This is a genomic window from Streptomyces sp. NPDC002130, from assembly GCF_040296465.1.
GTDB lineage: Bacteria > Actinomycetota > Actinomycetes > Streptomycetales > Streptomycetaceae > Streptomyces.
In genome coordinates this window covers 24,716-36,674 of sequence record NZ_JBEOXI010000066.1, presented here as the reverse complement: position 1 = coordinate 36,674, position 11,959 = coordinate 24,716, and the positions used below count along the sequence as shown (strand labels likewise).

Genomic DNA, 11,959 nt, shown 5'->3' with positions numbered 1-11,959 from the left:
CGAGGCGGCGGTGACGGACGCCCTGGAGGAGTTCGGCCAGACCTTCGACGAGCGGCTGACCGGGATCGACGACCCCGCGGAACTCGTCGCGCCCCTGCTCCGGCGGCCGCGAGTGTGGGTGGGCAGGGACTCGTCGCCGCCCCGGCGGCCGCTGCCCCGGCTCCCGCCCCGGCGCCCACTCCGGCCACCGGCATCGGCATGCCGCTCCCCGCCGCCGCGTCCGCCGTACCGGCGGGTGCGGGCGGCGGGATGCCGATGCCGGCCGCGGCCCAGATGCCGCAGCCCCAGATACCCCAACCCCGGATACCCCAGCCCCAGATACCCCAGCCCCAGATGCCGCAGCCGGTGCCGCAGCCCGCGCCGCAGCCGATGGCCGCTCCGGCCCCGCCGCTGGCGCCCGCGGCCCAGGCCCCGGCGCCGGTCCCCGCCCCCATGCCGACGCCGGCACCGACGCCCATGTCCGCCCCGTTCACCGGCCCCACGCCGCCCGGTGTCCCGGCCCGGGGTGGCCTGACGGCCGCGCAGGTGCGGGGCACGAACGGGCTGACGCCGGCTCCGGCCACGGGGTGGCCCGCCGCGCAGAGCTGGCCCAACGCGGCGGGGATGGGGCAGGCGGGGTAGCACCCCTCTGTCGCGCCGGTCCGAGGCCGTGCCGGGGTGCTCGGACGGCGACGGCACCCGCCTCATGCGCTCAGCGCGCCGCAGCCCTATCCCTCTATGTCGAGCGCGGTTCCGTACAGCCGGTCCACCCTCAGTCTGATGACGACCCGCCGCTCGTCGACCAGTTGCCGGAGGAAGGCGTCCTCGTCCTCCGGTTCGGCGCCCGCAGGGATCATCGCGAGCAGCTCCCGGCCGACCGGGTCGCCGGGAACTGCCGTGACCTCGGAGACCTCGGCCTCGCCCTCGGCGACGGCGAACGACCAGACGTCCGCGCCCTGCACATGCAGTGCCGCACGCGGTTCGCGGCGCAGGTGCTTGACCTTGACGCGGTCGGCCGTCGTCGAGAACCGCACCGTGCGGGAAGCGGCGTCCCAGCTGTACACCATGGTGGTCAGGTGGGGGTGGCCGCTGCGCTTGACGGTGGCGAGCGTGCCGAACTGCTGCGCACCCAGCAGGTCGGAGAGGGCTGCGTCGGACAGGAGGCGGGGCGCCGGTCTCTGAGTCATGCCATCGCCAACTCCGTTGTGATCAGCATTATTTCAAGGTGCCGGGGAAAGCCCGACCTCGGCGCGTACCGTCTTGCCGGGCGCCGGCTTCCGCTCCAGGACCTCCCACCGGTCGGCGAGCGCGGCGACGAGGACCAGCCCCCGGCCGTGTCCCTCGAGCGAGCCCGGTGGTTCGACCTCGTCCTGCCCCGGCAGGCCGGGCGGCCCGGTGTGTGTGTCGGTCACCTCGACCCGGACGCTGCCACCGATGAGCGACAGCCGCAGCTCGAAGTCCCTGCCCGGTACGCGTCCGTGCGTCACGGCATTGGCGGCCAGCTCGGCGACGACAAGGGCGACGGCGTCGGAGGTGTCCGTGCCGTAGCGGATGCCCCAGGTGTGCAGCTGTGCGACGGCCAGGTGCCGGGCCAGACGAGCACCGCGAGGAGTAGCACTCAGGCGCTGCGCGAACACACGGACGGTTGGGGAGTGGCAGGTGCTGTCATACGGCCAATTTCCCGCGCCGGGACCCCTCCGTGCGAGGTCGGAGCCGCGTACGCCGGTGCAGCGTACGCGGTCACTGACTGGACAGTACTGGTGACGTGCCGTAACCATGACACGCGGGAGGTGATCGACTGTGGTCGATGGCGTGGCGGGGCGGGAACGGGCGGCGAGCCGGAGTCCTCGGACAGCCTGCGCACGTTCGGGGCGGTGGTCCAGGGCTTGCGCGAGCACGCGGGGTTGAGCCGGGAGGAGTTCGGCGAGCTGGTGCGGTTCTCCAAACACACGGTGGCTTCCGTGGAGTTGGGGAGGCGGATGCCGGATCCGGTCTTCGTGGAGCGGGCGGAGGAGGTGTTCGGCAGGACGGGGGCGTTACGGAAGGCAGCGGGGTGCCTGGAGAGGCAGCCGGGGTTGGCGGCTTGGTTTCGGCGGTGGGCCGGGCTGGAGCAGACGGCGATCACGCTGTATACGTACGAGTGCCGACTGATCCCGGGTCTGTTGCAGACCGAGGCCTACGCCCGAACGCTCTTCAGGCACCAGCTCCCTCCCCTGGACGACGATCAGATCGAGGCGCAGTGGGTTGCCAGGGCGGAGCGGCAACGCCTGCTGAGGGGACGACCCAACACGGCGTTCAGCTTCCTGCTGGAGGAGCACCTGCTCCGGCGACACATGGGCGGGAATGAGGTCACGAGGGAGCTCATCGATCATGTACTGGACATCGCCACGCTGCGAAACGTCGAGATCCAGATCATGCCGATCGTGCAGGTGACGCATGCCGGACTGGACGGCCCCATGCAGCTGTTGGAAACGCCCGAGAACAGGTGGTTCGCCTACTGCGAAGGGCAGCGCGGCGGCCTCTTCATTTCCGACCCGAAAGAGCTCAGCGTTCTTCAGAGGCGTTATGCCAGGATGCGGTCACAGGCTCTCTGCCTTGCAGACTCCGTAAGCCTGTTGAAGCAGATGCGAGGAGAGCTATGAGCACGGCGGACCTGATCTGGCGCAAGTCCAGCCACAGCAGCGGCGGCGACGGCGACTGCGTCGAAATAGCCACCTGCCCCGAAGCCGTCCACATCCGAGACTCGAAGAACAAGCAGGGCCCCCAGCTCACCCTCTCCCCCACCACTTGGGCGGCCTTCCTCACCCACGCCGCCAAGTAGCAACGGTCGGGGCCGCCCGGAAAGGCGGGTGCCAAGGGCGGCGGGCCCTGCAGCTCCCTGTGCGGCCGCTCGGCGACGGGGCAGCGCGGCCGCGCCTCGCAAGCACGCCGGGCGGGCTCAGCGGCGAACGGTGGGGAGGGGGAAGGGCGGAGTGTGCGGAGCGTTTGGGTCACGCCACCCGACCCTCACCAGCCAACCCGCTGCCGCTTTTGGCCCATCCGCTCTTAACACCAGAGAAGCCGCCCCATCCTTCTAGGGATGACGGCCCTGGTGCGGTCGGCGGCTGTCAGTCGCTGAGCCCACCCGGCGTGCCCATCCCATGCGGATGCGCCGCTGCTGACGGCACGCAGGCCGCTGGACTCGCTCGGCGGGCCGCCACTCCGCCGGTGCGTTCCTCGACGCCGGGCGACCGCGCCACCCACCAGAGGGCCTGATGTCCCTGGCCACCCGTTCTCCCTGGCCGCTCGCTCGCTTCTCTCCCGTGCTGGAAGGGACTGGGTCAAGGGTGGCCCGAAGGGCCATCGCCGAAGGCGACGCGCAGCGCCCTTGATGCAGGCCGTGGAAGCACGGCACTGCAAAGAAGCGGGCGGCCCCAGCAGGACCCGCAAATTACCTGTCTGGTCAGATACTTGACGTCGCAGCACTTTGCCGAACTCACAGCTCACGAACAGAATTCGCCTCTACTCTGCCGTGTCCATGACAGACACTTCGAAGAAACACCCCGACACGCCCATCGGACGCCGTACCGTCCTGCTGGCCACCGGCGCCACCGCCGCCACGCTGGCCGTCGGGACTGCCGTCACCTCGGCCGACCACGGCACCCGGGAGACCGGCGCCACCGCCCCCGTCGCCGCCGCAGCCGTCTGCACCCTGACGAAGGAGCTGACCGAAGGCCCCTACCACCTCGACGGCCAGTACGTCCGCTCCGACATCCGGGAGGACAAGACCGGCATCCCCCTGAAGCTGACGCTGACGGTCGTCGACGACGACACCTGCGCCCCGCTCAAGAACGCCCTGGTGGAGCTCTGGCACGCCGACGCGCTCGGCGAGTACTCCGGCTTCGTGGGCGACAACGGCCACGACGAACCGGACAACGGCACGTTCCTGCGCGGCGGCGTCCTCACCGACGCGCGCGGAGTCGCGGCGATCACCACCGTCTACCCCGGCTGGTACCGGGGCCGCTGCGTGCACATCCACATCAAGGTCCACACCAACGTGACCCTGACCCCCGACGGCTCCTTCACCGGCGGCCGGGAACTCCACACCGGCCAGCTCTTCTTCGCCGAGACGATCACGACCAGAGTCGCGGCACTCTCCACGTACAAGGTCAACACGGTCCCGCGCACCACCCTGGCCCAGGACTCGATCTACGACGACGGAGGCGCGGCCTCGGGCCTGCTCACCCTCACCCCGCTCGGCAGCACGACGTCCGCCGGCTACGCGGGCACGCTGACCCTGGGCGTGGAACAGGGCTGACGCCGGTCACACCCGGCGCGTAACGCGGGGGCCCCTCGTACACCGAGCGGCCCCCGTCCCGCCACCCCCGGCCCGCTCCACGCCTCACCGGCGTCCGCCGAACTCCCAGTCGTGCACCTCGACGTCGGCGTACCTCTCCCGGGTCAGCACGGCACGCGCCGCCTCCGCGTCCGGCGCCCGCACCAGCGCCGCCGTGCCCAGCCACACGGCACCGTCGTCGGACAGCAGCGGCCCGTACGCGATCAGTTCGTCGCGGCCGGGCGGTACGTCGAGGTCGGCGGCCGGACCGTCGCCAAGGCCGAGTACGAGGAAGCGGTGGCCGCCCGTACGGCCGCCGGGGTAGTCCCACATGGTGCGGCCCAGCAGGTTGCGCCACCGCCGCAGCAGCACGTCCCGGTACGCCCCGGCCTGGTAGTTGGGCTCGTCGAAGGCGAACGCGCGGGCGGCTGCGGGGTCCGGCAGGTCGACGATGTGAACGCTGCCGCTCGGCGTCTCCCCGTCGGCGGCGAAGGTCGGTCCGCGGGCGATCAACTCCGCCTCGTACCGGTCCATGTAGGCCCAGTGCGCCTCCCCCAGCTCCTCGCGCAGCGGCAGGGAGCCGGGCCGGTCGCGGTGATAGCAGAAGAACTCCATGCCGCAGACTACTGTTGACCGTCCACCGACACCGACGTCACACCCGGGGGACACCGACCGTGCGCAGCGCCGCCGTAACGCCCGAGGGCGATCGAATCCGCTGGGTCGAACTGCCGGGGCAGGAGCCCGCGCGCGTCTACGTGCACGGGCTGGGCGCCACCTCGCCCGCCTACTTCACGGAAGTCGCGGTCGATCCGCGCCTGGCCGGACGCCGTTCGCTGCTGATCGACCTGCTGGGCCACGGCATCAGCGACCGCCCGGCGCACTTCGACTACACCCTGGAGTCCCATGCCGACGCGCTCGCCGGCGCACTGACGGCCGCGGGCGTCGGCGCAGCCGAGCTGGTCGCCCACAGCATGGGCGGATCCGTGGCGATCGTCCTGGCGGCCCGCCATCCCCGGCTGGTCTCCCGCCTGGTGCTCGTCGACGCCAACCTCGACCCCATCCCGCGCGCCCCCGGCTCCTCGGGCAGCAGCGGTATCGCCGCCTACTCCGAGGAGGAGTTCGTGACGGGCGGCTGGGAGGAGGTCCGCGACCGGGTCGGTCCCCACTGGTGGTCCACGATGCGCCTGGCCGGCCGCGAGGCCCTGCACCGCAGTGCGTTCCACCTCACCCGCGGCACGACCCCCACGATGCGGGAGCTGTTGCTGGAGCTGAAGATCCCCCGCGCATTCCTGCTTCCCGAGTCCGACGGCCCGCTTCCCGGGACCGACGCCCTCATCGAGGCCGGAGTGTCCGTCGTCGCGATCCCCGGCTGCGGCCACAACATCATGCTGGACAACCGGGAGGCCTTCGTGGAGGCCACAGCGGCAGCGCTCGCGCCCGAGGACTGACCGGCTTTCACCGAAGGACGAGGATCCCCGCCTTGCGGTACGTACGGCTCGTCAAAGGCGCCATCAGCGTCACCGCCGCCACCGCCGTCTGTCACGCCCTGATGACCGCCGGCTACGCCTGGTCCCGCGGCAAAGCGGCGACGGGCGAGGCGACGATATTCGCCGGCGCTTTCGAGTGGCTGGTGACCACGGCCTCCGTGTGGGCTCTCATGCCCCTCCTGCTGGGTGCGGGGATGCGCGCCATGCGGGAGAACGGCAACACCACGCTGATGGTCGGCGGCGGGCTGCTCTGGGCGCTGCTCTCCCTGTCCTTCATGGACGAGATCGACCGCCCGGGCGGGTTCATGCCGCTGCACGCCCTCGCCGCCTACGTACTGGCCGGGGCGGGACTGGCCGGGGCCGGTACGGGACGCCGCTGAGGGGCGGCCCGCCGGTCGGCGGGCCGCCCGTCAGCACGTCACGACTTCTTCGGGCACTCCTTCCACGCCAGGTGGTACACCGTGCTGATGTCCCCGTCCGTGGAGTCCATCGTCATGAAGCTGACCTTGTCGGCCGACTGGGTGCCGGCGTTGACGCGGATCTCGGTGTTGATGTTGAAGTTGCGCTGGACTCCGCAGGGCGCGTAGACCAGCTGGGCCCAGTCGGTCTCGTCGGTGGCCTGCCAGTTGTCGTTGAGGGGGCCGCTGAAGGGGTGGTTCTTGGACACCGTGCTGGGCGAGCCCTGGAAGTAGTACGAGGCCCGCTGGGTGGCGCTCGCACCCCGCTGGAGGGAGGCGAATCCCCGGTAGTCCGCGCTCGCGATGGCGTAGGTGAAGCCGCCGGGGACGTGGACCTTCAGGTTGAGCTGGCAGTTCCTGCGGAACGCGGTCGGGTCGGAGTTCCCGCCGGCCTGGGCGAGGTAGTCGCTGTAGGTCACCGTGAAGGCGGTGTTGTCCTCGGAGACGGCGACCGCCGCCGTGCCCTGCGGGCAGCCGGAGCCGTTCACCGTGGCGACCTGGATGATGATCTTGTCCGGGGGCGGGTCGTCGAACCCGGAGGACGGGGTTTGTGCGGGAAGTGCGCTGGTGAGGAGCGCGGCTACCGCACCGCTCAGGAGCAGGCCACCGGCCATGGTTCTCCCATCCGTTCGTGGGGGGTGGATCGTGACAGTGATTGAACATGCACATGTCAAAGAGACAGGCACATGCACCCCCGGCCTGTGACCATTCCATGAAGGGGATGTGAAGAGCGGGAGCGGTCGCATCGTACGCAGGGCGGCAGGGGCGGGCCAGGTAGCTCTCCGGCCATTCACAATGGCGGGAATTCACCCGGGATGCCGGTGGGCGCATAGGGTGCGTTGCACCAGTGCGTCAGCCCGAGGACATCCCGAGGACGGAATGAGGATCACGCACAGCGCCGCGTCCGGCCGCCGCCCCTCAGGGGTTCTCCCAGGCCGCCGGTTCCGCCGCCAGCCGCTCCACCGGCTCGGGCAGCGCCCCGGCCGCGAGGTCGGCGACCGTCACACCCTCCAGAATCCTGCGCACGTTGGCCCGCAGAGCGATCCACAGCGGCAGCAGCGGCTCGGCGGTGCCGGAGTAGGCGAGGCCGGTCGGCCGTTCGCCGCGCACCGAGACGATCGGCCCGTCCACGGCGCGGATCACATCCGCGACCGTGATCTCCGCGGCCTCCCGGGCCAGCCGGTAGCCGCCGCCCCCGCCGCGCCGGCTGTCGACGACACCGCCCCGGCGCAGATCGCCGAGGATCCCCTCCAGGAACTTGTGGGGGATGTCCTGCGCGGTGGCGACGGCCTCCGCCTTGACCGACCCCTCCCCCTGCCGGGCGGCCAGCTCCACGACCGCTCGTACCGCGTAGTCCGCACGTGCCGAGATCCTCATAGGACCATTGTCGCCGTCACCCTGTAGACATTGAGCACACGCACCCCGCACCACATCGAGCACACCCACCCCGTACGACAAGCACACGCACCTCGCACCACGTATCGCAAGGCACAACAGGAGGCGCTCCCTTGGAGCTCAGCAGGCGTACCTTCCACGCTCTGGCCGGCACGGCGGCGCTCGGCTTCGCGCTGACCGGCAGCGGGTCGCCGACCTCCGCCAACCCGGCACGCACCGCGCCCACCGGCCCGCCGCCCCCGGTGCCGAGCGCGGACGGCCGGCCGCACGACATCGGCTTCGACCACTACTCGCTGATCGTCGACGGCCGTCGCCTGGTGCTGTGGTCGGGCGAGCTGCACCCCTTCCGGCTGCCGAGCCCCTCGCTGTGGCGGGACGTGCTGGAGAAGATGCGTGCGCACGGCTACAACGCCGTCAGCGTGTACGTCGCCTGGAATCACCACTCCTCCGCACCCGGCCGCTACGACTTCACCGGCGTGCGCGACCTGGACCTGTTCCTGCGGACGGCCGCCGAGACGGGGATGTACGTCATCCTGCGCCCCGGGCCCTACATCAACGCGGAGGTCGACGCCGGCGGCTTCCCCGGCTGGCTGACCGCCACCGAGGGCCGGGCCCGGACCTCCGACCCGACCTATCTGCGCTATGTCGACGAGTGGCTGACCGCGGTCAACGCGATCGTGGCCAAGCGCCTGTTCACCCGGGGCACGGGCACGGTGCTGCTCTACCAGATCGAGAACGAGTACGACGCGCACATCGACGAGCCGTCCGGGCGCGCCTACATGTCCTACCTGTACGAGAAGGTCCGCGCCGACGGCATCGACGTGCCGCTGTTCCACAACGACAAGGGGCGCAACGGCGCCTGGACACCGGGGTCGTTCGGCACCGGCGGGGAGAAGGGGCGCTGGCTGTACGGGTTCGACGGATACCCGGAGCCGGACCAGGTGCCGCCGGACTGGGGGGCGTTCGGGGCCGGCGGCAAGAAGGGCGGGGCGACGGCCAGTCCGCACACGCCCGGATTCGTGCCCGAGTTCGGCGGCGGCTGGTTCGACCCATGGGGCGGGTCCACGTTCGACGGCAAGGGGTACGCCGAGGCGCGCCGGACCCGGGACGCGGCGTACGAGCGGCGTTTCTACCTCACCAACCTCGCCAACGGCATCACGCTGCACAACGTCTACATGACGTTCGGCGGCACCTCCTGGGGCTGGCTGCCCGCGCCGGCGGTCTACACCTCGTACGACTACGGCGCCGCGTTCGACGAGGCCCGCAACGCCACCCCGAAGCTCGCCCCGATGCACCAGATCGGGCAGTTGCTGCGGTCCGTGCCCGACCTCGCCAAGCTGCGCCGGGCGAAGCCGGTGCGGGCGTCCGACGAGCGGATGAAGGTCTACCACCTGATCAACCCCGACACCGGGGCCCACGTCTACGTCCTGCGCAACGACACCGGCGAGGCCCTCAACGCGACGCTGCCGGACGCCGGGATCGACGTGCCGGTCACCGTGCCGGCCCGGGACGCCAAGCTGATCGCCGCCGGTCTGAAGCTCGGGAAGCGGACGCTGGTGCACTCCACCGTGCAGCCCATGGTGAGCCTGACCGCCGGACGGCAGGACATCGCCGTGTTCGCGGGCCGCCGGGGCGAGATGGCCCAGGTCGTCCTGGAGTGCGCGGACGAGCCGACGCCCATGCGGCTGGACCCGGAGCCCGCCTGGGCCTACAACCTGGGCAAGCTGAACATCACGGCCCCGCTCGGCTCCGGAGGGCTGAGCCGGGTGCGGGTCGAGGGCGACGGTGTGGACACCCCGATGCTGGTGCTGTTCGCCGACGACGCCACCGCCCTGCGGCTGTGGCCCTACGAGACCCCGTCCGGCCCGCTCCTCGTCTACGGCCCCGCCCTGCTGCGGTCGGCCGAGCTGCGCGGCTCGACGGTCCACCTCACCGGCGACACCACCGTGCAGACCGGCCTGGAGGTGTGGGGGCCGCGCGGGATCACCCACGTCACCTGGAACGGGCGCCCGGTCGCCACCCGGATCAGCGCCTCCGGCAGCCTGCTGGCGCTGCGGCCACTGCCCGGGGTTGCCCGGCCCGCCCTGCCCGCCCTGGAGGGCTGGCGGCGGCGGGCCGGGAACCCGGAGTCCGAGCCGGACTTCGACGACTCCGACTGGACGACGGCCGACAAGGAGACGACCTTCAGCAGCACGCCCGTGCCCGACGGGCAGCCCGTCCTGTTCGCCGACGACTACGGCTTCCACTACGGCGACGTCTGGTACCGCGGCGAGTGGAGCGGCGACGACGACATCGCGTCCGTGTCCCTCGCCTACAGCACGGGCACGCAGGGCCTGCTGATGGCCTGGCTGGACGGCGAGCCGCTGGGCACGCACCGGATGCCGGTGCCGGACCGGGACCGGGCACGGCAGGGGACGTGGACCGCGAAGGCCCGCTTCGAGCTGCCGGAGAAGCTGCGGGAGAAGTTCCGTACGGAGAGCCGGGAAGAAGACCAGGAGACCCCGGAGGAGAGCCGGGAGCAGCGGCACGTGCTGTCCGTGCTCGTGCGGCGGATGCAGCACGACATGGACGGCGAGGCGCTCGACACGCACAAGGCGGCGCGCGGTCTCACCGCCGTCACCTTCGAGGGCGACTCCCCCGAGGTGAAGTGGCGTATCCAGGGCGCCGCCACGCCGGACCCCGTGCGCGGTCCGATGAACAACGGCGGGCTGCACGGGGAGCGCGAGGGCTGGCATCTGCCCGAGTACGACGACGGGGACTGGAAGGACGCCGAGCTTCCCCGGTCGGAGCGGCGGCAGGGCGTCACCTGGTACCGGACGGACTTCCGGCTGGACGTCGACCCGGGCGTGGACGCCTCGGTCGGGCTCGTCCTCGACGACGACCCGGGCCGCGCCTACCGTGTCCAGATCTTCCTCAACGGCTGGAACATGGGCCAGTACATCAACGACGTAGGCCCGCAGCACACCTTCGTGCTGCCGAACGGGATCCTGCGCACACGTGGTGCCAACACACTGGCGTTGGCGGTGTTGTCCGACGGGACCACACCGTCCGGGCCCGGGGACGTACGGCTGACGCTGCTGGGCGCGGCGGCCGGAGGGGTGCCCGTCGAACCGGTGTGACCTGATCGAGCCGTCCTCGCGCATTGCCTTCTGCGGCACGCTGGTCCACCGTGTTGACCCTTCAGCGCTGCCGACAGGGAGGGGCACCTCGTGCGAAGAAGGCGCTTCATCAGCGGGTTAGCCGGTGCCGGGGCCAGTCTCGGACTCGCCTCGGCGGGCGTCGGGCCGGCGGGCGCCGCGTCCGGCCGGAGGGGCGACACGCCCCGCGAGTGGGAGGCGGTCACCGCCCCGGAGGCCACCCCGGCGGCCCAGTTGCTGGACGTGGCGGCCGCAGGTCCGGACCTCGCCTGGGCGGTGGGTGAGGAGGGGCGCTACGGCAGCGTGAGGGGGACGGCGCTGGCGCTCGTATGGGACGGCACGGCGTGGAGGCGCACCGTCCCCGGCTTCCCCGGCTACCTCGGCTCGGTCGCCGCCACGACGGAAGGTTCCGCCTGGGCCGTCGGCACCGACACCTCCGGCACCGCCCGGCTCCTGGCCTGGAACGGACCGGCCTGGCGGGAGGTCGACTTCCCCGGGCGCGGGGCGGCCGGTACCTCCCTCGCCGGGGTCGCGACCGGCCCCCGGGGTCACGTGTGGGTCTCCGGGCGGAACAGCGCCGGCTCGGTGCTGCTGCACGGCCACAAGGGTGTCTGGACCTGGCTGGAGGCGCCCCCGGCCACCACCACCGTCGCCCCCTCGGGCGTGCAGCGCGCGCCCTGCGGGGACATCTGGGTCTACGGCGGCGAGCTGGTCGCCCGCTGGGACGGTGACTCCTGGACCGTGTTGCCGGCGCCGGGCGGCATCCGTGCAGGCTTCACCGGGCTGCTTCCGGTCACCCGCGACGACATCTGGATGACGGGCTACGACTACGGCGTCGGCGGCCCGCCCGGCAAGCCTCCCGGTGTACGGCTGCTGCACGGGGACGGCACCGGTTGGGAGTACGTCACCGCACCCTTCGGCGTCGGAGTCCTCACCGGCATCGTGGGCGACGCGCAGGGCCGTCCCGACCGCATCGCGGGCTGGGACTTCTGGGACCAGACCCGGGCGCACTACCTGCGCTGGGACGGCACGGCCTGGGTGAGCGAGCGGGGGCCGCTTGCCACGACCCCCGTGGTCGTCAACTCCCTTGCCTCCGTGCCGAGTTCGGGCGGCTACTGGGCGGTCGGCTCGACGGCGACGATGCCGTCCACGACCGCCCAGCCGCGCATCGAACGCTGACCGGGACCA

Annotated in this window: 13 protein-coding genes and 1 pseudogene; 9 read left to right on the top strand and 5 right to left on the bottom strand. The window is 71.8% G+C overall.

The window, feature by feature from the left end:
* Positions 1-91, top strand: a pseudogene (locus tag ABT116_RS50870) (TetR/AcrR family transcriptional regulator); the annotation flags it as partial.
* A 23-nt stretch (positions 92-114) separates the two neighbouring features.
* Positions 115-621: a hypothetical protein gene (locus ABT116_RS15455; RefSeq protein WP_502983871.1), complete on the top strand. Its 507-nt coding sequence runs from the start codon at positions 115-117 to the stop codon at positions 619-621.
* 86 nt (positions 622-707) lie between these two features.
* On the opposite strand, the gene ABT116_RS15450 is transcribed toward ABT116_RS15455, so the two are convergent.
* Positions 708-1,166: a PPOX class F420-dependent oxidoreductase gene (locus ABT116_RS15450; protein WP_351632927.1), complete on the bottom strand. Its 459-nt coding sequence runs from the start codon at positions 1,164-1,166 to the stop codon at positions 708-710.
* Positions 1,167-1,199: 33 nt separating this feature from the next.
* Positions 1,200-1,616 carry an ATP-binding protein gene (locus ABT116_RS15445; protein WP_351632924.1) on the bottom strand — a complete coding sequence of 139 codons (417 nt, stop codon included), beginning with the start codon at positions 1,614-1,616 and terminating at the stop codon, positions 1,200-1,202.
* Between the two features lie 156 nt (positions 1,617-1,772).
* Here ABT116_RS15445 and ABT116_RS15440 point away from each other — a divergent pair, with 156 nt between their 5' ends.
* From ABT116_RS15440 to ABT116_RS15430, 3 genes are all read left to right on the top strand, one after another.
* The gene (locus ABT116_RS15440) at positions 1,773-2,621 is read left to right on the top strand and encodes a helix-turn-helix domain-containing protein (protein ID WP_351632937.1); all 849 of its coding nucleotides are present in this window, start codon (positions 1,773-1,775) and stop codon (positions 2,619-2,621) included.
* Complete coding sequence (locus ABT116_RS15435; RefSeq protein ID WP_351632923.1) at positions 2,618-2,800, top strand: DUF397 domain-containing protein; 183 nt, start codon at positions 2,618-2,620, stop codon at positions 2,798-2,800. Before ABT116_RS15440 ends, ABT116_RS15435 begins: the two co-directional genes overlap by 4 nt.
* 696 nt (positions 2,801-3,496) lie before the next feature.
* Positions 3,497-4,276, top strand: a complete 780-nt coding sequence (locus ABT116_RS15430; protein WP_351632920.1) for an intradiol ring-cleavage dioxygenase — start codon at positions 3,497-3,499, stop codon at positions 4,274-4,276.
* Positions 4,277-4,360: 84 nt separating this feature from the next.
* Here ABT116_RS15430 and ABT116_RS15425 read toward each other — a convergent pair whose 3' ends face one another.
* Entirely contained in the window at positions 4,361-4,909 is a 549-nt protein-coding gene (locus tag ABT116_RS15425) for a YciI family protein (RefSeq protein ID WP_351632917.1), read from the bottom strand.
* Positions 4,910-4,968: 59 nt separating this feature from the next.
* Between ABT116_RS15425 and ABT116_RS15420 the strand changes: the two genes are divergently transcribed.
* Both ABT116_RS15420 and ABT116_RS15415 read left to right on the top strand, forming a co-directional pair.
* Positions 4,969-5,742 carry an alpha/beta fold hydrolase gene (locus tag ABT116_RS15420; RefSeq protein WP_351632916.1) on the top strand — a complete coding sequence of 258 codons (774 nt, stop codon included), beginning with the start codon at positions 4,969-4,971 and terminating at the stop codon, positions 5,740-5,742.
* Positions 5,743-5,774: 32 nt separating this feature from the next.
* Positions 5,775-6,161: a hypothetical protein gene (locus ABT116_RS15415; protein ID WP_351632914.1), complete on the top strand. Its 387-nt coding sequence runs from the start codon at positions 5,775-5,777 to the stop codon at positions 6,159-6,161.
* A 38-nt stretch (positions 6,162-6,199) separates the two neighbouring features.
* Here ABT116_RS15415 and ABT116_RS15410 read toward each other — a convergent pair whose 3' ends face one another.
* Complete coding sequence (locus tag ABT116_RS15410; protein ID WP_351632911.1) at positions 6,200-6,853, bottom strand: DUF4360 domain-containing protein; 654 nt, start codon at positions 6,851-6,853, stop codon at positions 6,200-6,202.
* A gap of 304 nt (positions 6,854-7,157) precedes the next feature.
* A complete protein-coding gene (locus ABT116_RS15405; RefSeq protein WP_351632908.1) occupies positions 7,158-7,616 on the bottom strand; it encodes an RrF2 family transcriptional regulator in 459 nt (152 codons plus the stop codon).
* 131 nt (positions 7,617-7,747) lie between these two features.
* Between ABT116_RS15405 and ABT116_RS15400 the strand changes: the two genes are divergently transcribed.
* On the top strand, positions 7,748-10,753 hold the full coding sequence (locus ABT116_RS15400; protein WP_351632905.1) for a glycoside hydrolase family 35 protein: 3,006 nt from the start codon (positions 7,748-7,750) through the stop codon (positions 10,751-10,753).
* 90 nt (positions 10,754-10,843) lie between these two features.
* Positions 10,844-11,950 carry a hypothetical protein gene (locus ABT116_RS15395; RefSeq protein WP_351632902.1) on the top strand — a complete coding sequence of 369 codons (1,107 nt, stop codon included), beginning with the start codon at positions 10,844-10,846 and terminating at the stop codon, positions 11,948-11,950.
* The last annotated feature ends 9 nt before the right edge of the window (positions 11,951-11,959 follow it).

Excerpts from the sequence above, each read along its gene's own strand:
- ABT116_RS15430 (WP_351632920.1), top strand. The coding sequence starts at position 3,497 with ATGACAGACACTTCGAAGAAACACCCCGACACGCCCATCGGACGCCGT.
- ABT116_RS15410 (WP_351632911.1), bottom strand. The coding sequence starts at position 6,853 with ATGGCCGGTGGCCTGCTCCTGAGCGGTGCGGTAGCCGCGCTCCTCACC.
- ABT116_RS15435 (WP_351632923.1), top strand. The coding sequence starts at position 2,618 with ATGAGCACGGCGGACCTGATCTGGCGCAAGTCCAGCCACAGCAGCGGC.
- ABT116_RS15425 (WP_351632917.1), bottom strand. The coding sequence starts at position 4,909 with ATGGAGTTCTTCTGCTATCACCGCGACCGGCCCGGCTCCCTGCCGCTG.
- ABT116_RS15450 (WP_351632927.1), bottom strand. The coding sequence starts at position 1,166 with ATGACTCAGAGACCGGCGCCCCGCCTCCTGTCCGACGCAGCCCTCTCC.
- ABT116_RS15405 (WP_351632908.1), bottom strand. The coding sequence starts at position 7,616 with ATGAGGATCTCGGCACGTGCGGACTACGCGGTACGAGCGGTCGTGGAG.